Genomic DNA, 20,599 nt, shown 5'->3' with positions numbered 1-20,599 from the left:
TTCAGCTACCGAAAATGATTCTGCGCGTGACCTTGCGCAACGAAACGGGCATCGCGGTGAGTGCGGCGTCGATGGCTCTGCGCAACGCCCGCCCCTCATTGTCGCGCGCGGCGTGGAACAGTTCGATCAGCTCCCTGGCCTCTGCCTCGGACAGCATTTCGAACGCGTGCACCTCCCCGCCGACCGCACGCGCGAGCTCACGTCGATATTCCATACGGACTGACCATTCCGTATATCGTCCGCCCCGTTGGCAATTCCCCAGAACTTTGTGTGTTCCGACAATCACATTCCGCGACCCCTGTCGCCCCGACGCAGCACGTCGGCCCCTGTTGCCGCAAGCGCCGCCGGTCGAACTGCACCACAATTCCGCGACAAAAAACGGCAGTCCCGCAGGCTCCTAGGAACCAACGGGACTGCCGCACAAGAACTTCGGGCTCAGCCGAGCAGACGCCAGTCTTCGAGGCCCTGGTAGAGCGGGACGCTCTGGGCGAGGCGGGAGACGCGGGCGCGCAGGGTTTCGACGTCGGAGGTGCCGGCGAGGGTCGCGGCGATGATGTCGGCCACCTCGGTGAACTCGGTGTCGCCGAAGCCGCGGGTGGCCAGGGCCGCGGTGCCGATGCGCAGGCCGGAGGTGACCATCGGGGGGCGCGGGTCGAAGGGGACGGCGTTGCGGTTGACGGTGATGCCGACCTCGTGGAGGAGGTCTTCGCCCTGCTGGCCGTCGATCTCGGAGTTGCGCAGGTCGACCAGGACCAGGTGCACGTCGGTGCCGCCGGTGAGGACCGAGATGCCCTTGTCCTTGACGTCGGCGCCGGTGAGACGCTCGGCGAGGATGCGCGAACCCGCGAGGGTGCGCACCTGACGGTCGGCGAACTCCTCGGTGGCGGCGATCTTGAACGCGGCGGCCTTGGCGGCGATCACGTGCATGAGCGGGCCGCCCTGCTGACCGGGGAACACCGCGGAGTTGAGCTTCTTGGCGAATTCCTGCTTGGCCAGGATCAGGCCGGAGCGGGGGCCGCCGAGAGTCTTGTGCACAGTCGAGGAGACGACGTCGGCGTAGGGCACGGGCGAGGGGTGCAGCCCGGCGGCGACCAGGCCGGCGAAGTGGGCCATGTCGACCCACAGGTAGGCACCGACCTCGTCGGCGATCTCGCGGAAGCGGGCGAAGTCCTGGTGACGCGGGTAGGCGGACCAACCGGCGACGATCACCTTCGGCTTGGCCTTGAGGGCGATGTCGCGCACCTCGTCCATGTCGATGCGGTGGTCTTCCTTCGACACACCGTAGGAGTGCACGTCGTAGAGCTTGCCCGAGAAGTTCAGGCGCATGCCGTGGGTGAGGTGACCACCGTGCGCGAGGTCGAGGCCGAGCAGGGTCTCGCCCGGGTTCATCAGCGCCATCAGCACCGCGGCGTTGGCCTGCGCGCCGGAATGCGGCTGCACGTTGGCGAATTCGGCGCCGAAGAGCTCCTTGGCACGGTCGCGAGCCAGGGTCTCCACCACGTCGACGGCCTCGCAGCCACCGTAGTAGCGGCGGCCCGGGTAGCCCTCGGCGTACTTGTTCGTGAGGACGGAGCCCTGCGCCTGCAGGACCGCGCGCGGCACGAAGTTCTCCGAGGCGATCATCTCGAGGGTGTCGCGTTCGCGGGCGAGCTCGCCCGCCATCGCGGCGGCCAACTCGGGATCGAGCTCACCGAGAGACTGGGTATTCACCGAAGCGGTCGTCTGCGTCACGGACCTGAGTCTATTGCCGACCGTGTGCGCGCCGAGCACGGGGATACCGCAACACCTTCGCGGCCGCCACCCGGGAGACCGGGGTCACAGCCGGTCTGACCAGGTTCGATAGACGTCGAACACGTAACGACTCGTGCGTCGGTGACCGATGACACAGGTATGAACTTCGCACCGGTCACCCCGTTCGAAGCTTTTCTGATGGCGATTCAGCAGCTGATCTGCACCATGACCGGCGGCCAGAATTGCGTGATCTACACCTGATCCCTCTGACCTAAGGACCTCTCATGTTCGCTGTGACCCCCGCCGTCGCCCCGTCCAATCCGATCGAGGCGTTGCTGCTGCACCTGAGCTACCTGGTCTGCAATCTGATGAACCCTGGTGGTTGCGCCGTCATCCAGTAACGACACTCATCCGCCGGATCGCCCCCGGTGTGAGCGGCTCGTCGAGCAGACGCCCGAACCGCTCCACCCGATCCTGGGCGTCGGTCGCACCGTCGAGCCAGCCGCCGAGCAGCCGGTACCCCTCGACGTAGGTGCTGATGTAGGCCCGCCACAGCGGCGAGGACAGGAACCGCAGCGACTGCCGTGCCCGTTCCGGCGTCGCCAGAATCCACCGCTGCAGGAACAGGGCCACCTCGTCCTCGCTGCGATGCTGATCGTGCAGCAGCAGTGCGGCGTCCTGACGCACGTTCAGCAATTTCGCCGACGCGATCGAGAAGCGTTCGGCCCGCTCACCGTCGAAACGAAGGCCCAGGTCGGCGTAGATCTCCTGCGCCCACACACCCCAGCCGGGTCCGACGATCGACTGCAGGGCCAGGTCGGCGAGGCCCTCGGCCATCAGGCACTGCGGGGTGTTGACCAGGAACAGCGTCTGCTCGTCCTCGCCCGCCGCGACCAGTCCGGCTTCCTTGCGGCAGTGCTCCGTGTGATGGCCGGGGTAGGCCTCGTGCGCTATCAGCGCGGGCAGGTTGCCCATGTGCTGTTTGAGGTCGGAGTTGATCGCGACCGTCGAGGCGAAATTGCCGAGGTAGTAGTTGAAGCCGGACCACGGCTTGTCGCCGACGACCTCGTAGGTGACGTGCTCGTTGTCGGGCAGCGGATACCGGTCACGCACCCGCTCGCGTAGCGCGCTGGAGAACGCCTCCACGCAGACAGCGAGCCTTTCCGGGGGGATCTCGTCGCCGCGACGGAAGGCGGCGGCGCGTTCTGCGAGGGGTCCGTCGCCGCCGAGCACCTCGTCCATCTGGCGGTGCGCTTCGCGGTAGTCGTCGGGGTCACCGGGTGCGATGTCGACGTCGAAGTAGGCGCGGACCTCGTCGACGAAGCCGATCTGCTCGCCGGCGAATTTGCGGGCCGAGCACTCCATCGCCACGAGGTGGGCGTCGAGGAATTCGGTGCGCTGGGCCGAGAGGCCGGCATCGGGCAGGGCCGCGCGCAGGTCGACGGCGCGCCGGGCCAGGTCGGCGGGCTCGGGGACCGGCGCGTTCTCGACATCGCGACGCAGCTGCGGGTCGCCGGTATAGGCGTCGACGAAGCCGTCTTCCAGACGGTCGAAAGCCAAACCCAGGCGCAGGTATTCAGTGACAAGTGGATGGGACCCCATCCGACCGACATTACGTGGTCGGTCGGAAAATGGCGCCTTACCTCGGCATTGTTGCTAGTTACCGGCCGGTAGCCAAACCCCCCGTTGCGCGCGGACGGCGAGTACGGAGCACAATCTCGCTATGCGGTCAGAGTTATCCCGGATCTCACCAGACGGGCAGCCAAGCTGTGCGGATGCGCCCGGACGGAGGGTCGGGTAGGTGGCACGGATGAGTGAACCGAGCCCCTATGTGGAGTTCGATCGAAGCCAGTGGCGCACCCTGCGCAAGTCGACTCCCCTGGTGCTGACCGAGGACGAGCTCACCGGCCTGCGCGGTCTCGGCGAGCAGATCGACCTCGAGGAAGTCGCCGAGGTCTACCTGCCGTTGGCCAGGTTGATCCATCTGCAGGTCGCGGCGCGGCAGCGGCTGTTCGCCGCCACCGCCACCTTCCTCGGGGAGAAACATCCCGACAAGCAGGTGCCGTTCGTGATCGGTGTCGCGGGCAGCGTGGCGGTCGGCAAGTCGACCACGGCGCGCGTGCTGCAGGCGCTGCTGGCGCGGTGGGATCATCACCCCCGCGTCGACCTGGTGACCACCGACGGATTCCTTTATCCCACAGCCGAACTCACCCGCCGCGGGATCATGCACCGCAAGGGCTTTCCCGAGAGTTACGACCGTCGCAAGCTGCTGCGGTTCGTCACCGAGGTGAAGTCGGGCGCCGAAGAGGTGTGCGCGCCGGTGTATTCGCACAAGTCCTACGACATCGTGCCCGACGAGAAGCACTGTGTGCGCCAGCCCGACATCCTCATCGTCGAGGGCTTGAACGTGCTGCAGACCGGTCCGCGGCTGATGGTGTCGGACCTGTTCGACTTCTCCATCTACGTCGACGCCCGCATCGAGGACATCGAAAACTGGTACGTGCAGCGCTTTCTCGCGTTGCGCAAGACCGGCTTCGCCGACCCCGACGCCCACTTCCACCACTACGCGGCGTTCAGCGACGAGCAGGCCACCTCCGCCGCGCGCGACATCTGGAACTCCACCAACCGACCCAACCTGGTGGAGAACATCCTGCCGACCCGTCCGCGCGCAACCCTGGTGCTGCGCAAGGACTCCGACCACACGATCAACCGGTTGCGGTTGCGCAAGCTCTGATCAGCCTGCGCACCAACAGCTTTCGCGAGACGCCGCACTGAACTCCGCGAGGGATCGCCTACCCGGCGGCGGGGGTCGGCGCACCCAGCGAAACGACCTGCGTCGCCAATTCCTCACGGGCACCGCCCTTGTGCACCACCAACACCCCGTGTGGATTGCCGCGCGCGGCGGTGGGCTCACCGGCGACCACCTCGATCGCCGACTCCGGCGTGCGCGGCAGCATGTCGACCACCGGGTACTCCCCGACCGGCGCCCAGCCCTGCGCCGCCGACTGCAGTCGGTCGACCATGCTCGGCGCGTTGGTGATGTCAGGCCACTTGCGGGCGGCGATCGTGATCGAACCGTCGGCGCTCCAGCGCGGACTGTAGGCCGCCGAGCACTCGCCCGGCAGGGTGGGCAGCGCACGAACACCGTTGGTGGCGGCATCGATGGTCGCCACATTGCCGCTGCCGCAAGTTGCGCTGCGGGCCGTGGCGCCGGCGAGTACGAAGGTGTGTCCGTCGGGTCCGGCGGCGGCCGAGAGCCCCGCGTCGATGCCGGGCACGCGGCCAAGCGGCAGGATCGCTTCGGCGCCGATGGCGTAGAGGTGGCTCTTCTCCCACCACAGCCCGCGCGACTCGACCCTGGCCAGCAGCACGTATTCGTCGGTGGCCGCCACCAGTTCGGCGCCGTCCCAGCTACCGCCGGTCAGCGGGCTCGGCGAGTCCGGCAGGACGATCTCGCGTTCGGGGGCGGGCGGCTCGTTCCCGGCCAGGTCCATGATCATGATCTGCCCCGGCTCCCGCCACCAGGCAACCACCGACCCACGCAACCCCACGGCATCAGTGCACTCACACGGAATGCGCGTCACCGACCCGTCCCGCACGCCCAACGCGACGATCGTCTTGCTGCTGGACTCCACCGCGAACGCGAAGTGCCCGTCCCTGGTGAACGAGACCGGCCCCGACGAATAGCCGAAACCGCCCGGCGCGCGGACGGTTTCGGTGCCGCGCACCACCGCCAACTCGGTCTGGGTGCGATAGGCGAAAACAGCGCCCTTGGCGGCCTGTTCCTCGGCGGGCGTCAGCTGCGGCAGCGCCGGCTTGTCGACACCACCGCACCCGGCGACCGCCAGCACCGCACCGATCACCGCGATCCGCGCACGCCATCCGCTCGCCTTCATCGCAACTCCCACAGCTAGCACCCCTGCCTTGCCTGCCTGCAATTGTGTCGTCGGGCCGGTCCCGCGCAGAGCCTAGACCACGCAGTCGGCGCAGCCGTCCAAAACGCGCACGGCCGCGGGCCTACAACTTCCAGGCCGCGTCGAGCCTGGTCGCGACGTCGATATTGCGGACCGCCGCGATCTCGGGCTTGCGGATCTCCTGCGCGATATACCGGGCGACGAACCGGCGGATCTCGTGGTCGACGCTGGCCAGCACGCGCAGCAACTCGCCACGCTTGGAACTGCTGGCGACATTCACCCGCACATCGCCGGGACGCGGCTCGGCGATATCGATGACCACCCGCAACGGGTCGGCCGTGCGCGCGGTGAGGTGCAGGTGCACGGTGCCGTCGACACGGAAGCGGGAGCGGTCGACCGCCAGATCGAGCACCAGGTCCACGTGCAACGGGATGGTCAGTTCGAAGGAGATGAAGGCGTCGACGAAGCGCAGGATCCGCGGCTGCCCGAGCTCCACCTGCGCGGTGACCTTCGCCAGCCGCCCCGGGCCGACGCCGATCGGACCGAAATCGAAAGCGGCTCCGGTGAGTTGGCCGAACGCGTCGGCGATACGCTGCTCGGAGACGGCGTATTCCAGGAAACGCCTGCCGAATTCCTCATAGCTGATGTAAGACGGCTGTTCGGGTTGCACTGACCGCAGAGTACGCGACCCCTATGACATCAAACGCCGAAACGGCGGTGACGTGCGGCGTAATCCCTTAGTGCGCGCAGGAAGTCGACGCGGCGGAACTCCGGCCAGTACGCCTCGGTGAACCAGATCTCCGAATAGGCGCTCTGCCACAACAGGAAACCCGAAAGTCGCTGCTCACCAGAGGTTCTGATCACCAGATCCGGGTCGGGCTGGCCGGAGGTGTAGAGGTGCTGGCCGATGGCGTCGACGGTGATCGACTGCACCAGATCCTCACCCGACTCGCCCGAGGCGATCTCCTGGCGCACCAGCGAACGCACCGCGTCGGTGATCTCCTGACGACCGCCGTACCCCACCGCGACATTCACGTGCACGCCGTCGCGCCCACTCGTGCGCTCGGCGGCCACCTTCAGCCGCTTGGCGATCAGCTCGGGGAACCCTTCGAGCGAGCCGACGATCCGCACGCTCCAGTTCTGCTCGGGGGCGGACAGTTCCTCGACGACGTCGGTGATGACTTCGAACAGGGTCTCGAGTTCTTCGGGATCGCGGCGCAGGTTCTCGGTGGACAGCAGATAGACGGTGACCATCTCGATGCCCTGCTCCGAACACCAGCCGACCAGCTCGGCGATCTTCAGCGCGCCGATGCGATGACCGTGGCTGACATCGGTGAACCCGTTCTCGCGCGCCCAGCGGCGATTGCCGTCGCACATGACTGCGACATGGCGAGGGTGCTGCTTGTCTGCCAGGTGCTGCGACAGCCTGGCTTCGTAGATGCGGTACGGCAATCCACGCACCCGACCAAGAAACTCCACGCCCGCACCCTACTCCCCCGCCTCTCCGCGTATTTTTGGCCAGACTCAGGCGCGGGGTGGGTTGGCGACGCGGCAAGCTTTGCGGACGGGGTGGGTTAGCCCGTGCCCGGGGAGTTACCCATGTTCTTGCGAGATCTGTGGGTGTGGTTGTGGGCACTTTTGTGGTGTTGAGGTGGGGTATTGCCGTACGGTTCGTACGTAACCTACGGTACCGTAGGTTTAGTCCTGGGAGGTTTCGTGGAGGCGGTTGCGACTGGGGCCGGGGCGCACGTGAAGCCGCGGTTTCGTGGGTGGATTCATACGTGGGCTGTCGGGGTTTCCGCTGTTGCGGTGACGGTGCTCGTGGTGTTCGGGTTTCTCACGTCGTTGACGGCGGGGTTGTCGACGCTGCTCTATGGGGTGTCGGTGTGTGCGTTGTTCGGGGTGAGTGCGGTGTATCACCGGGTTACCTGGGCCAGTGTGAAGACTCGGGTGCGGATGAAGCGGGCGGATCATTCGATGATCTTTCTGTTCATCGCGGGCAGTTACACGCCGTTCGCGCTGCTCGGGTTGCCTGGCCGGACCGGGCAGACGTTGCTGGTGGTGGTGTGGGCGGGGGCCATCGCCGGGGTGGCGCTGAAGTTGTTGTGGCCGACCGCGCCCGCGTGGGTGGGGGTGCCGCTGTACCTGTTGCTGGGGTGGGCGATCGTGCCCGTGATTCCCGAGTTGCTGCACAACGTGGGTGTCGCGCCGCTCGTGTTGCTCGCGGTGGGCGGGGTGATCTACAGCGTGGGGGCGGTGCTGTACGCGACCAAGTGGCCCAATCCGTGGCCGGACTTCGGGCACCACGAGTTCTTCCACGCGATGACCGTGGTGGCGGCGCTGTGCCACTACATCGCGATCTGGCTGGTAGTGCTGGGATGAACGGCGCGGGCGCGCGGCACCGACCTGCGCGCCTTCTATGCTCAGTAGTTGTGTCACCCGTCAGCGCAGCTCGTGATGCCCGGGTGCCCTCGGGCACCGGGGTCGGACGTGCGCGGTGAACCGGCTGGTCCGGTGGGCGCTGCGGTCCTATTGGGGACTGGCGCTGGTGGTGATCTCCGCCAATATGGTCGGGGTCACCGCCATCTTCCTGGTCTGCTGGGCAGGCGGGGTTTTCAGCCGGGTCGGCGCCGATTGGGACGACGCGGCACCGCTGATCCTCATCTATCCGGTGGTCGCCCTGCTGGTCGGTGTCGGCATCGCGCTCTACGACCGACGCCGATACATGCGCTGGCTCGACGACAATCGCAAACCGACGCCCGAGGAAGCGCGAGTCCTGATCCGGCTGCCCGCCGCGATCACCGTGCGCGCGATCATCCTGTGGACACCGGGCGTCATCTTGACCGCGTGGCTGGTCGACAAGTTCACCGACTATCACAACCTCACCGTGCTGCTGGCCGGATTCACGCTCGGCGGGCTGGAAGCGGCGGGGGCGATCTACCTGATCCTGGACCGGCTGATCCGGCCCGCGGTCCCCATCATCGCCGCGGTGCTCGGACCTACCGTGCATCCGAGTTCGACCGTGCTGGTGCGCGTGCTCGTCACCTGGGCGGTGTCGAGCGCGCTGCCGGGGCTGATCATCATCGTCGTTCTCAGCGACCGCACCACCTCGGCGCACGACCGGGTGCGCGCGGCCTGGATGTTCTCGATCCTCGCGCTCGCCGTCGGCACTCTCGCCACCGCGCTGCTCGCCCGCTCGGTGGCCACCCCGATGCGCACGATGTATCGGGCGCTGGACCGCATCACCCGCGGCGAACTCGATGTGCGGGTGCCGGTCGGCAGCGCCAGCGAGATCGGGCGGCTGGAACATTCCGTCAACGAACTCGCCGCCACCCTGCGCGATCAGATGCACACCGAAGACGTCTTCGGCAGGCACGTCGGCTCCACCGTCGCCGAACGCGCGTTGTCGGGCAGCACCGACCTCACCGGCGATGTGCGCATCGTCTCGGCGCTGTTCGTCGACGTCACCGGGTCGGTGCAGCTGTCGGCGGAGATGGCGCCGGAAGAGTTCGTGCACAAGCTGAACCGGCTGCTCGCCACGGTCGTCGCGGCCACCGAGGACAACGGCGGCCTGGTGAACAAGTTCGCCGGCGACGCGGCGCTGTGCATCTTCGGCGCGCCGTCCGCCCTGCACGACAACGCCACCCCCGCCCTGCGCGCCGCCCGCCGCATCCGCGACGAAGTGGTCGCGACCGGGGAACTCGACGTCGGCATCGGGGTGGCGCGCGGGCAGGTGTTCGCCGGCGATGTGGGGGCCGACACCCGGCTCGAGTTCACCGTGATCGGCGACGCGGTCAACGAAGCCGCTCGGCTCACGACCGTCGCCAAAGAGGCACCGCGGCGCGTGCTGGTCAGCGATTCGGTGTGGCAGGCGGCTACGCCAGCCGAACGGTCGAAGTGGAAGCGCTACAAGGACTTACGCCTGCGCGGCATCCCCGGCCGAACCCGCACCTGGACCGATATCGCACCGGGTAGGTGACCAGCGGTTACCGCCGCAGTGATTCTGTCAGCGCGAGGGGATCAGTGACCGGGAGGTCGCAGACCGAGCCTCGACAGACGTAGGCGGCCGGTGCGCCGTCGACCAAGGGACGGTCGGTGAGCAGTGGTGCGGTGTTCGGTGGGGCCGCGAGGACGATCGAACCGCCGGGTGCCGCATCGCGGGCAGCGGCGAGGAGTTCCATTGCGGCGGAGGACTGTTCGGTGGCGGCGATCGCTACCTGGTACGGGCCGCGAACCGTAGCTTCGGCGACCGAGAGCCAGTTCCCCGCGGTGCGGGGTGCGCGGGCCAGCAGGATCGCGCCGAGGGAGAGGGTCCGGTCGGCGAGTTCCCGGTAGCGGACGGCGCGTTCGGGGTCGGCGACCGCCGAGGCGGTGAGCAGGGCCTCGGCGAGGGCGGACGCGCCGGAAGGGGTGGCGCCGTCGACGGGGTCGCGGGGGCGCGCGACCAGGGTTTCGGCGTCGTCGGCGGTGTCGAACCAGCTGCCGGGGCGTTCGGGGTCGGCGAAGTGGTCGATTGTGTTGTCCAGCAACAACTGTGCGGCGGCGAGCCAGTCGGGTTCGCCGGTGGCCTGGTAGAGGGCGAGTAGGCCGGTGGCGAACCAGGCGTAGTCCTCGAGGACGCCGGGCGGGGTGCCCGCGGCGCCGTCGAGGGAGGCGCGGCGCAGCCTGCCGTCGACGAGATGGACGTCGAGCAGGTAGCGGGCACAGCGCACGGCGGCGGCGACCCACGACGGTTCTTCCAGTGCCGCACCGGATTCCGCGAGCGCGGTGATGGCCATCCCGTTCCAAGCGGTGACCACTTTGTCGTCACGGGCGGGCTGTGGGCGCTTGGTGCGGATCTCGAACAGCTGGGCGCGCAGTCGATCGAAGCGCGAAGACTGTTCGGCGTCGACGGGATCGCTGTGCCGGGTGAGCACGGAGGTGCCCTGTTCGAAGTTGCCCGCGGTGGTGACACCGAAAGCGTCTGCGGCCCACATACCTTCGAGGGGGCCGAGTTCGCCGATCAGCTCGGCGGGCGTCCACACATAGGTGGCGCCCTCGACGCCGGGACCACCCGGTTCGACGTGGGTGTCCGCGTCGAGCGCCGATGCGAAACCGCCCTCAGCGGTCCCGAGGTCGCCCAGCAGGAATTCGACCGTCTCCCTAGTCACCCTGTGCGACAACGACTCCAACGGCGTCGCGGGCGCTCGACGCGAGAGGTGGGCGTACGCGCGCAGCAGCAGCGCGTTGTCATAGAGCATCTTCTCGAAGTGCGGCACGAGCCACCCCGCGTCGACCGAGTAGCGCGAGAATCCGCCACGTAGCTGGTCATAGATCCCGCCGCGCGCCATCGCCTCGGCCGTGCGCTCGACGAGATCGAACACCGCCTGGTCCCCGGTGCGCTCCCAATGCCGAAGCAGCCCTTCCAACATCGCCGACGGCGGAAACTTCGGCGCCCCACCGAACCCACCGTGCACCGGGTCCTCGTCCTTGGCAATCGCTAGCACGGCCTGGTCGAGAAGCTCAGGGCCGATAGCGAATTCGGCATCGGGCAGCCCCGAAGCCTGCGCCCGCAACGCCTCGGTCACCTGCCCCGCGGCCTTGTCCACGTCCTCGCGCCGATTGCGCCAGGTATCGGTCACCGCGGTGAGCAACTGCGTGAACGACGGCATGCCCCCACGCGGCTGCTTCGGGTAGTACGTCCCGCAGTAGAACGGTGCACCGTCGGGCGTGAGAAAACACGTCATCGGCCAGCCGCCCTGCCCGGTCATGGCCACCGTGGCATTCATGTACACCGCATCCAGATCAGGCCGCTCCTCCCGATCCACCTTCACACACACGAAGTCGGCATTCATCTGCTCGGCCGTGGCCAGGTCCTCGAAGGATTCGTGAGCCATGACGTGACACCAGTGACATGACGCGTACCCGATCGACAGCAGGATCGGCACATTCCGCTCGGCGGCCTCGGCCAGCGCCTCGGCATCCCACTCCCGCCAATGCACGGGGTTGTCGGCGTGTTGACGCAAATAGGGCGAGGTAGCACCGGCCAATCGGTTCACAGTTCCACCCTGCCACACGTGCCGTGCACCGTCCGCGACCCCGCCCGACGACCTGTCGTTCGATCAGCCGAGATCCCAGCCTCCGACACTGGTCTTTCCGGCTGAAATCAACACGATCGCAACGGTGTTCGGCCAACTCCCCTGGCCGTATATCTATAAGTCGGATCAAGCGTCCCGCGTGATTCGCTCGGCCTTAGGGGAGTGCATTGTTCGTGCAAGCGGAAACCGGCGAGAACCCGGCATCCGCGACGACACGCCGAGCAGTTGTCGCAACGGCTTGTGCCGCGGTCGCGGTCGCGCAAATGGCGACCACCATCTATCTGCCGAGCATGCCCGCGCTGGGCGCCGATATCGGTGCCGGTGACGGCGTCCTGCAGTTGTCGGTGGCCGTGTTCGTGGTGTTCGCCGCGCTGCCGGTGGTCGCGTGGGGCAGAGCGGCGGAGCGGTTCGGGCGGGTGCCCGCCTTCGTCGCGGCCGGGCTGTTGTTCGTCCTCGCCAGCGCCGGTCTGGCACTGATCACGAACGCGCCGGAGCTGCTCGGGCTGCGCGTTGTCCAGGCGGTCGGCGCGGGCGGCATCGCGGTCGTCGGGCGGATGATGATCAAGGACCTGTTCACCGGCGCCGAGCTCGCGCGCCAACTCGCGCTGTTGTCGATGGCGTTCGTGGTCGCGCTCGGCGGCGGTCAGGTGATCGGCGGCATCGTCACCTCGACGGTCGGGTGGCGGTACGGATTCGTCGTGCTCGCCGTGCTCGCCGCGGTGCCGGTCGCCTTCGCCCTTCGCATCTCACTGCCCCGGCGCGAACCCGGCCCGAAGGACAAAGGCACAGCTCGGCGCCTTTTCACCGACCGGGTCTTCGTGGTGAGCGCGGTCGCGGGCGGTATCGGATTCGCCGTCATCGTGATGATCCAGCAGAAGTCCGCGTTCATCTTCACCGACCGTTTCTCCCTCTCGCCCTGGGTGTTCGGCCTGTTCGGCGTGCTCTACGGCGCGGCCTACCTCGGTGGCGCGACCTACGTGCGACAGCGCGTGCGACAGGTCGGCGCGCGCGCCATGATGCGCCAGGGCGCCTGGATCATGTTCGCGGGCTGCGCGCTCATCACCGTCGTATGGGCCATCGAGCTGCCACGGGCGATCGCGCTGCCGATCTTCCTCGCCGGATACGTCACGACGACGTTCGGCCAGGCGACGCTGTTCCCCAACAGCGCCGCGCACGCCGTCAGCCATCTCGCCGCCGGGGCCGCGATCGCCGTCTCGTGGTGCGCGCTGATCCAGCAGGGCCTCGCGGGCATCGCCTCGCTGGCCGGCCCCACGCTGTCCGGGCTGCTGGCCTGGTCCATCGCTATCACCGTGCTCGCCGCTGTCAATGTGCTCGTCGTAGCAAAGGAATGAACGCCAATGGCCAACCAATTCGCGAATATCCGCAGGCAATTGCAACTGAGCAACACATTCTGGGACGACAGCACCGCGCACGGCCTTGTCGACATCATCGCCGACGACATGCGCGACGGAACAGTGCATTCCCGCGACGGTAGAACGATCGTCAACTTCTCGTCCTATTCCTACCTCGGCCTTGACAGCGATGCGCGCATCATCGAGGGCGCCCATCGTGGACTCGACGTCGCCGCGACGATCAATTCTTCGATTTCCCGCATGCGAATCCGGCTCGGCCTGCTGGAAGAAGCCGAACAACGCCTGACCCGGACCTTCGACGCGCACGCGGTGACAGTGTCGTCGTGCGCAGCGGCCGCCTGGGCGACCTTGCCGCTGCTCGCCTCCGGTGAGCTCACCGACGGGCACCCGCCGCTGGTGGTCTTCGACAAGAACGCGCACTTCTGCCTGAACGCGATGAAGCCGCTGGTCGCGGACGAGACCGAGCTGGTGACGATCGAGCACAATGACATCGCGACCTTGGAAGAATTGTGCCGCACGCATTCTCACGTGGCCTACGTCGCCGACGGTGTTTACAGCACCGGCGGTGGCGCACCGCTCGCCGAGCTGCACCGCCTCCAGGATCGATACGGCTTGTTCCTGTATTTCGATGAGGCACACGGCATTTCGACACTGGGTCGTCACGGTCGTGGGTTCGTCCTCGGAGCCTACGAAGGCTGGCGTGAGCGGACCCTCGTGATCGCCTCGCTCAACAAAGGTTTCGGCGCCAGCGGCGGCGTGATCTTCTTCGGCGCGGCCGACGACGCCACCCGCCTACCCACCCTCCTGCGCACGAGCGGCCCGTTGATGTGGTCGCAGCGCGTCAACACCGCCGGACTCGGTGCGATCATCGCCGCGTGTGACCTCCACGACGACGGCACCGTCGACCGACTACAGATCGCCCTCCAGGAACGGGTCCGCCTGTTCGACTCGCTCGTCGACACCGACCTCGCCGGTGACGGATTGCCCATCCGGTTCGTGAGCATCGGCCGCGAGGACGTCACAGTCGCCGTGGCGCGCGACATGCTCGACGCCGGTTTCTACACCTCACCGGTGTTCTTCCCGATCATCCGCCGCGGCAGCGCGGGCCTGCGCCTGATGTTGCGCGCCGATCTCGCGCCCGACACGATCCGCCGCTTCGCCGACACCCTGAGCGCGAGCCTCGCCGCCCATCAGGACCGGGAGGAACAACCAGCATGACCGCCGTCATCGAGAACACCATCGGATTCGAAGCCCAACGCGCCCTGCTGCGCGACCACAACGCCGAGATCGTGGCACCGCGCCGGCGCCATGGAGACGCGAAACTGCCTGTGCGCGAACGGGTCAACCGCATCCTCGACCCGGGCACACCGTTCCTGGAAATCGGCAGGCTCGCCGCGCACGGGGTCTACGACACCGATCTGCCCGCCGCCGCGCTGATCGTCGGGATCGGCACCATCCACGGCAGGCCGTGCATGGTGTTCGCCAACGATCCGCACGTCAAGGGCGGAACCTTCTATCCGCTCACGATCAAGAAGCACCTGCGCGGGCAGAAACTGGCCAGGCAGTACCGGCTGCCGTGCGTGTATCTGGCGGACTCGGGCGGGATCTACCTGCCGTTGCAGGAGGAGATCTTCCCCGACGAGGAACACCTCGGGAAGATGTTCCGCAATATCGCGGAGATGTCGGCGCTCGGGCTGCCGCAGATCTCGGCAGTGCTCGGCATCTGCACGGCGGGCGGCGCCTACATCCCCGCGATGAGTGACGAGACGGTGATGGTCGCCGACCTCAGCACCGTCTTCCTCGGCGGTCCACAGCTAGTGGAAGCCGCTACGGGCGTGGTGGTCGACGCGCAGACTCTCGGCGGTGCCGATCTGCACGTGCGCGACACCGCGGTGGCCGACCATCTCGCGGCGAACGAACTGGAAGCGTTGGCGATTGTGCGCGACATCGTGTCCCGCACCCCCGGTGACCGCGTGCATCCGCCCGCGTTCGAGGCGCTCGAGCCCGCCGACGATCCGGCGCGACTCCCGGATCTGATTCCGGCTACCACCAAGAAGGAGATGGACGTCCGCGCGATTCTGCGCTGCGTGGTCGACGCCGCCTCGTGGGTCGAGTACCGCAAGGACTACGGCATCACGATCGTGTGCGCGACCGCCCGGATCGCCGGTTACGAGGTCGGGATCATCGCGAATCAGGGCGTGATCTTCCCCGACAGCGCGCTCAAGGCCACCAACTTCATCCAGATCTGCGAGCAGCGCCGCGTCCCACTGTTGTTCGTGCACAACGTGAGTGGGTTCATGGTCGGCGAGGAGTACGAGCGGGCCGGGATCGCCAAACACGGCGCGAAGATGGTGAACGCGGTCTCGTGCGCCACGGTTCCGAAGATCTCGCTTGTCATCGGCGGCAGTTTCGGTGCCGCCAATTTCGCGATGTCGGGGCGGTCGATGGGCGGCCAGTTCATGGCGATGTGGCCGAACGCCCGTTCCACCGGGGTCGGTGGTGAGCAGGCCGCGGCGGTGATGGCGATCCTCAAGCGTGACCGGTTGCGCCGCGAAGGCAAAGAGCTCAGCGAAGCCGAGGAGGCCGCGATCAAGCAGCCGATCATCGACAGTTTCGAACGCCAATCGCTGCCGACCTACATCGCGGCACGCATGTGGATCGATGCCGTGGTCGAACCGGAGGACACCCGGTCGTGGTTGGCGCGGTGCCTGTCGCTGGCCCACGAGCGCTGGGATCGGCCGCAACCCGCTGGTGCGAAGTTCGGGGTGTTCCGGCTGTGATCTCGCGACTGCTCATCGCGAACCGGGGCGAGATCGCCGCCCGGATCGCCCGTACCTGCGATCGGCTCGGCATCGAGTACGTGACGGTGAGTGTCGCGGCGGATCGGGCGCTCACCTATCACGCCTCGGCGGTGACGACCGTGTCGCTGCCCGAGCGCGACGGCCGGGCCGCGGCAGCCACCGGTGCCGATACTTCGCCCGGCTCTGATCGCCCGGAAACCGCAACCGCGGGCGGCTACCTCGATATCGACGCACTGATTCGTGCGGCGTCCGAAACCGGTTGTGATGCCGTGCATCCCGGCTACGGATTCCTTTCCGAGAACGCCGATTTCGCGCGTGCGGTACGTGCGGCCGGATTGGTGTTCGTCGGCCCGAGTTCGCGGGTGATCGAGACGATGGCCGACAAGTCCTCCGCGCGCCAGGTCATGGCCGAGGCCGGTGTGCCCGTGCTGCCCGGCACCGTGCGGGCGAGCGAAGAACTCGACGCGCTGGTCGGCGTGGCAGCCACCATCGGGTACCCGCTGATCGTCAAGCCCGCGGGCGGCGGTGGCGGCAAGGGCATGTCGGTGGTGCGTTCGGCCGCAGGACTGCGCGAGGCGCTGGCGTCTGCTTCCCGCACCGCGACAGCGGCTTTCGCCGACGGGCGCCTGCATCTGGAGCGATACGTAGAGCGCGCACGCCATATCGAGGTGCAGGTGTTCGGTGACGAATTCGGTGGCGCAGTGCACCTTTTCGACCGCGACTGCTCGTTGCAACGGCGGCATCAGAAGGTGATCGAGGAGGCGCCTGCCCCGCGAATTCCCGATGCGGTGCGCGCGGCGATGTTCGAGGCCGCGGTGCAGGGGACGAAGGCGCTGCAGTACGTGGGCGCGGGTACTTTCGAGTTCCTGCTGGTAGGTGCCGAGTTCTTCTTCATCGAGATGAACACGCGGTTGCAGGTGGAGCACACCGTCACCGAGGAGATCACCGGCGTCGACCTGGTGGAGTGGCAGTTGCGGGTCGCCGCGGGCGAACCACTGCCCGCCGACCAGGCCGATATCGCGTATTCGGGTGCTTCGGTGCAGGTTCGGATGTACGCCGAGGACCCGTTCCGGTCGTTCCTGCCGTGCCCTGGCGAACTCGAGGTGACCCACTGGCCGGATGTTCGCGTCGAACGCGCCTTCGACCGCTACCTCGATGTCACCGGCGGGTTCGATCCGATGATCGCCAAACTCGTCGCGACCGGTGCCACCCGCGACGAGGCGCTCACCGTCGCCCGCCGGGCCTGCGAAGACCTGCGCCTGCAAGGTATTTCGACCAACCTCGGTTTCGTCGCCCGTGTCCTGGCCGCCCCGATCGTCGCGGCGGTCGAGCACGACACCGCCTACCTCGACCGGATCGATCCGGTCGTCGAGTTCGCCGATCCCGACGAGCTGAGTGCCCTCGCGGTGGCCGCCGCGCACACCGCGCCAGACCGCGCGACACCGTGGTCGACCGGTGCTCCCGGTGGCGATCGGGCCTGGCTCGACCCCGTCGGCCGCGATCTCGGCAGCCTGGACCTGTCCGTCGACGGACGCGCGTTCACCGTGTGGGTCAGCGGTTACGACGGCGATGCAGTGCTCGTCCGCGCAGACGTCGCGCCGAAGATCGAGACGGGGGTCGCAGCCCGGCGAACCACCCGCGACACGATCACGGTCGGCTCGATCCCGTGTGTCGTGCGACGCGCGGGCGAAGGCTGGATATGCCAGGTGGCCGGGGTTTCCCGGCAGGTGCGCTACGCCGAATACCGCTCACTCGGCACCACCGCGTCGGATCCCGAGATCCGCTCGCCCATGCCGGGCACCCTCGTGCGGCTCCACGTCGAATCGGGCAACCCGGTCGAGAAGGGACAGCTGCTCGGCGTGGTCGAGGCCATGAAGCTCGAACACGAACTGACCGCCACCCATGCGGGGATCGTCACCGTGAGCGCGGCCGAGGGTGCCGTGGTCACCACAGCTCAATCATTGTTTCTCATCGAAGAGAGGGGCGCCGCGCTGTGATGCGGACACGCCGACTAGCGACAGTTCTGATAGCGGCCACGGCCATTCTGGTGTCCGCGTGCAGCGGAACCGACACTGCCGCACGCGAATCGGCACAACCGGTGAGCGGCGGCTCGCTGACCTGGGGGGTGGAAACCGAGCCGACCACCCTCAACCCGCACCTCAACGGGCAGAGCAACACCCACTTGATGTTGCGCAACGTGTTCGAGTCGCTGTTGTCGCGCACCGCCGAGGGCGATTTCGTGCCGTGGCTGGCCACCGGCCACGAGATCTCGTCCGACGGGCTCACCTACACATTCCCGCTGCGCGACGGCGTGAAGTTCACCGACGGCAATCCGCTCACCGCGAGCGCCGTGGTCCGCAACTTCACCACCATGCAGGACGTGTCCTATTCCGGCGGCTGGTCCGCCGGGCCGCTGTCGCACCTGGCCGCGGTGACCGCCCGCGACGAGCGCACCGTGGTGTTCACCCTGAAGGACTCATACGCGCCGTTCCTCGACTTCGCCGCCGGATTCCCCGTCATCTCCCCGGCCGCGTGGGACAAACCGCAGCTCAAGGCGGGTGGGCCCGAGATCGCAGGTACCGGTCCGTTCATCCTCGACCGCTATGTGAAGGGGCAGGAACTGCACTTCCGCAAGAACCCCGACTACAACTGGGCGCCGCAGAACGCGAAGCATCAGGGCCCGGCCCACCTCGACGAGGTGACCTACCGTTTCCTGCCCGAGTCGTCGGTGCGCACCGGCGCGCTCACCTCCGGCCAGGTCGACCTCATCGAGGGCGTCTCCGGTAACGACGCCTCCCTGTTCCGGGACAACCCCGACTTCACGTATTCGACCGGGCTGAACAACGGCAGCCCGTACACGCTGTACTGGAACTCGACCTTCGGACCCACCACCGATGTGCGAATACGCAAGGCGATCAACAACTCCGTCGACGTGAACGCGGTGCTGCAGTCGATCTATCGCGGCGAGCGCACCCGCGGCTGGGGTATTGCCTCCAGCGTCGACACACTGTTCTACGACAAGAGCATCGAAGGCACCTACGGCGCCGACAAGGCCGCAGCGAACCGGTTGCTCGACGAAGCCGGTTGGACTGCAAAGGATTCCGACGGTTTCCGGACCAAGGACGGCCAGCGACTGACCGTCGAACTGGTGCAGGCCCAGTCGACGGTGCGTGATCAACGTGAGGTGCTGTTGCAGGCGGTGCAGGCACAGGCCAAGCAGAACGCGGGCATCGATCTGAAGCTGTCCTACGTCGACCTCGGTACCTACGCCGAGCTCCGAAAGAAGAACGCCTTCGGCTCGATCGCCAACTCCGACACCATCACCGGCGGCATCGACATCGAGAACCACTGGTACCCGCCGACGCCGCTGGGCACGTTGAACTACAGCCGCGCCACCGATCCCGAACTGTCCACCTGGCTGCGCAACGCCGCCTCGACCACCGACACCGCCGAGCGGGCGAAGCAGTACGCGCAGTTGCAGCGGTTCGCCCTCGTCGACAAGGCCTACGGGCTGCCGCTCTACATTCCCGAGAACCAGATCGCAACGGCGGCCCACGTGTACGGCGCGGGATACCGTCCGTACAAGCAACTTCCGGAGAACGCGTACGACATCTGGGTCGATCGTGGATAGCGCATTCGGATCGGCGCCGCGGCGATGACGGCGGAAGCGATCGCACCGGACATCGTGACCGCCGCCACGGACGACAGTGCTCGCACCGGTACAGCCAAACGCATTGCGCTGCGGTTGATCACGGGTTTCGGGGTGCTGTGGGGTGCGACCACGCTGTCGTTCCTCGGTGTGCGGCTGGCGCCGGGCGATACGGTCGACGTGTTGCTCGGTGAGCAGCCACGCACCCCGGAGGTCGAGGCGGCCATCCGCGCCGAATGGGGTCTCGACAGTCCGGCCGTCGTCCAGTACGCGCGCTACCTGTGGAATGTGGTGCAGGGGGATTTCGGGCGTTCCTATGTGCTGCAGCGGCCGGTGTCGGAAGTCATCGGCTCACAGGCCGGGCCCACCTTGGCGTTGACCGGAGCCGCGTTGCTGGTGGCACTGGTGTTCGCGGTCGTCGTCGCGACGACCACAGCACAGCGGCGTCGATCGCGAGCCATCGCGAATGCTGTTGAACTGGCCCTCGTTTCGACGCCCGCGTTCTGGCTCGGCATCGTGTTGCTTTCGGTGTTCAGCTTCCAGCTGAAGATCTTTCCGGTGGCGGCGAACAAGGGGCTGTCGGCCCTGGTCCTGCCCGCACTCGCGCTCGGCCTGTCGCTGGGCGCGGTGATCTCGCAGGTGCTGCGCGACGGGTTGGAGCGGGCGCTCGACGAACCGTTCGCGGTGACGGTGCGGTCGTGGTCGGTGAGCGAGAGTGCATTGCGACTGCGCCACGGACTGCGTCACGCCGCCCTGCCCGCGGTGACCCTGACCGGCTGGTTGGTCGGCGGGTTGCTCGGCGGGGCGGTGATCATCGAAGAGGTTTTCGGGCGACCGGGACTCGGTCGGGTGACCGTCGAAGCTGTTCTCGCACAGGATCTTCCTGTTGTCCTGGCCGTGGCGATCCTGTCGGCGTTCGTCTACGTCGTGATCAGTACGTCGGTCGATCTGCTCTACCTCTGGCTCGATCCCCGGCTGCGTCGCGACTCAGGTACCGAAGGACAACGATGACCGACATCGGCATCCGCACAACATCTGTACGCTCACTGCCTGG

16 protein-coding genes are annotated in these 20,599 nt (G+C 67.4%); 9 read left to right on the top strand and 7 right to left on the bottom strand.

Annotation, left to right across the window (positions count from 1 at the left end):
* Position 1: 1 nt before the first annotated feature.
* The 3 genes from ACFW6D_RS08165 to ACFW6D_RS08155 form a co-directional block, all read right to left on the bottom strand.
* Positions 2–214 carry a hypothetical protein gene (locus ACFW6D_RS08165; protein WP_379325998.1) on the bottom strand — a complete coding sequence of 71 codons (213 nt, stop codon included), beginning with the start codon at positions 212–214 and terminating at the stop codon, positions 2–4.
* Positions 215–435: 221 nt separating this feature from the next.
* A complete protein-coding gene (glyA, locus tag ACFW6D_RS08160) occupies positions 436–1,731 on the bottom strand; it encodes a serine hydroxymethyltransferase (protein WP_379325996.1) in 1,296 nt (431 codons plus the stop codon).
* Positions 1,732–2,121: 390 nt separating this feature from the next.
* Positions 2,122–3,333, bottom strand: coding sequence for a DUF885 domain-containing protein (locus ACFW6D_RS08155; RefSeq protein WP_379325994.1), 1,212 nt, complete (start codon positions 3,331–3,333; stop codon positions 2,122–2,124).
* Between the two features lie 199 nt (positions 3,334–3,532).
* Between ACFW6D_RS08155 and coaA the strand changes: the two genes are divergently transcribed.
* Positions 3,533–4,465, top strand: coding sequence for a type I pantothenate kinase (gene coaA, locus ACFW6D_RS08150; protein WP_379325992.1), 933 nt, complete (start codon positions 3,533–3,535; stop codon positions 4,463–4,465).
* Positions 4,466–4,523: 58 nt separating this feature from the next.
* Here the strand turns inward: coaA and ACFW6D_RS08145 are convergent, their stop codons facing one another.
* The 3 genes from ACFW6D_RS08145 to ACFW6D_RS08135 form a co-directional block, all read right to left on the bottom strand.
* Positions 4,524–5,627 carry a hypothetical protein gene (locus tag ACFW6D_RS08145; RefSeq protein ID WP_379325990.1) on the bottom strand — a complete coding sequence of 368 codons (1,104 nt, stop codon included), beginning with the start codon at positions 5,625–5,627 and terminating at the stop codon, positions 4,524–4,526.
* Between the two features lie 121 nt (positions 5,628–5,748).
* On the bottom strand, positions 5,749–6,315 hold the full coding sequence (locus ACFW6D_RS08140) for a hypothetical protein (RefSeq protein WP_379231538.1): 567 nt from the start codon (positions 6,313–6,315) through the stop codon (positions 5,749–5,751).
* A gap of 29 nt (positions 6,316–6,344) precedes the next feature.
* The gene (locus ACFW6D_RS08135) at positions 6,345–7,124 is read right to left on the bottom strand and encodes an isoprenyl transferase (protein WP_379325988.1); all 780 of its coding nucleotides are present in this window, start codon (positions 7,122–7,124) and stop codon (positions 6,345–6,347) included.
* Between the two features lie 237 nt (positions 7,125–7,361).
* Here ACFW6D_RS08135 and ACFW6D_RS08130 point away from each other — a divergent pair, with 237 nt between their 5' ends.
* Together ACFW6D_RS08130 and ACFW6D_RS08125 are read left to right on the top strand one after the other, a co-directional pair.
* Complete coding sequence (locus ACFW6D_RS08130) at positions 7,362–8,027, top strand: hemolysin III family protein (RefSeq protein WP_379325986.1); 666 nt, start codon at positions 7,362–7,364, stop codon at positions 8,025–8,027.
* Between the two features lie 115 nt (positions 8,028–8,142).
* The gene (locus ACFW6D_RS08125) at positions 8,143–9,624 is read left to right on the top strand and encodes an adenylate/guanylate cyclase domain-containing protein (RefSeq protein ID WP_379325984.1); all 1,482 of its coding nucleotides are present in this window, start codon (positions 8,143–8,145) and stop codon (positions 9,622–9,624) included.
* A 7-nt stretch (positions 9,625–9,631) separates the two neighbouring features.
* On the opposite strand, the gene ACFW6D_RS08120 is transcribed toward ACFW6D_RS08125, so the two are convergent.
* Complete coding sequence (locus ACFW6D_RS08120; RefSeq protein ID WP_379325982.1) at positions 9,632–11,683, bottom strand: thioredoxin domain-containing protein; 2,052 nt, start codon at positions 11,681–11,683, stop codon at positions 9,632–9,634.
* A gap of 212 nt (positions 11,684–11,895) precedes the next feature.
* On the opposite strand from ACFW6D_RS08120, the gene ACFW6D_RS08115 reads away from it, so the two are divergent.
* The 6 genes from ACFW6D_RS08115 to ACFW6D_RS08090 are packed head-to-tail and all read left to right on the top strand — an operon-like array spanning position 11,896 to position 20,556.
* Positions 11,896–13,074 (top strand): MFS transporter, encoded by a 1,179-nt coding sequence (locus ACFW6D_RS08115; protein WP_379325980.1) that lies wholly within the window; start codon positions 11,896–11,898, stop codon positions 13,072–13,074.
* Between the two features lie 6 nt (positions 13,075–13,080).
* Positions 13,081–14,313 carry an aminotransferase class I/II-fold pyridoxal phosphate-dependent enzyme gene (locus ACFW6D_RS08110; RefSeq protein WP_379325979.1) on the top strand — a complete coding sequence of 411 codons (1,233 nt, stop codon included), beginning with the start codon at positions 13,081–13,083 and terminating at the stop codon, positions 14,311–14,313.
* Positions 14,310–15,875: an acyl-CoA carboxylase subunit beta gene (locus tag ACFW6D_RS08105; protein ID WP_379325977.1), complete on the top strand. Its 1,566-nt coding sequence runs from the start codon at positions 14,310–14,312 to the stop codon at positions 15,873–15,875. Before ACFW6D_RS08110 ends, ACFW6D_RS08105 begins: the two co-directional genes overlap by 4 nt.
* Positions 15,872–17,893 carry an acetyl/propionyl/methylcrotonyl-CoA carboxylase subunit alpha gene (locus ACFW6D_RS08100; RefSeq protein WP_379325975.1) on the top strand — a complete coding sequence of 674 codons (2,022 nt, stop codon included), beginning with the start codon at positions 15,872–15,874 and terminating at the stop codon, positions 17,891–17,893. Before ACFW6D_RS08105 ends, ACFW6D_RS08100 begins: the two co-directional genes overlap by 4 nt.
* A gap of 50 nt (positions 17,894–17,943) precedes the next feature.
* On the top strand, positions 17,944–19,527 hold the full coding sequence (locus tag ACFW6D_RS08095; RefSeq protein ID WP_379325973.1) for an ABC transporter substrate-binding protein: 1,584 nt from the start codon (positions 17,944–17,946) through the stop codon (positions 19,525–19,527).
* 24 nt (positions 19,528–19,551) lie between these two features.
* The gene (locus tag ACFW6D_RS08090; protein ID WP_379325971.1) at positions 19,552–20,556 is read left to right on the top strand and encodes an ABC transporter permease; all 1,005 of its coding nucleotides are present in this window, start codon (positions 19,552–19,554) and stop codon (positions 20,554–20,556) included.
* Positions 20,557–20,599 lie beyond the last annotated feature (43 nt).

The organism is Nocardia sp. NPDC058705 (assembly GCF_042749305.1).
GTDB lineage: Bacteria > Actinomycetota > Actinomycetes > Mycobacteriales > Mycobacteriaceae > Nocardia.
Note: the sequence above shows the minus strand (reverse complement) of the source record. Positions and strands in the feature narration are given on the sequence as shown.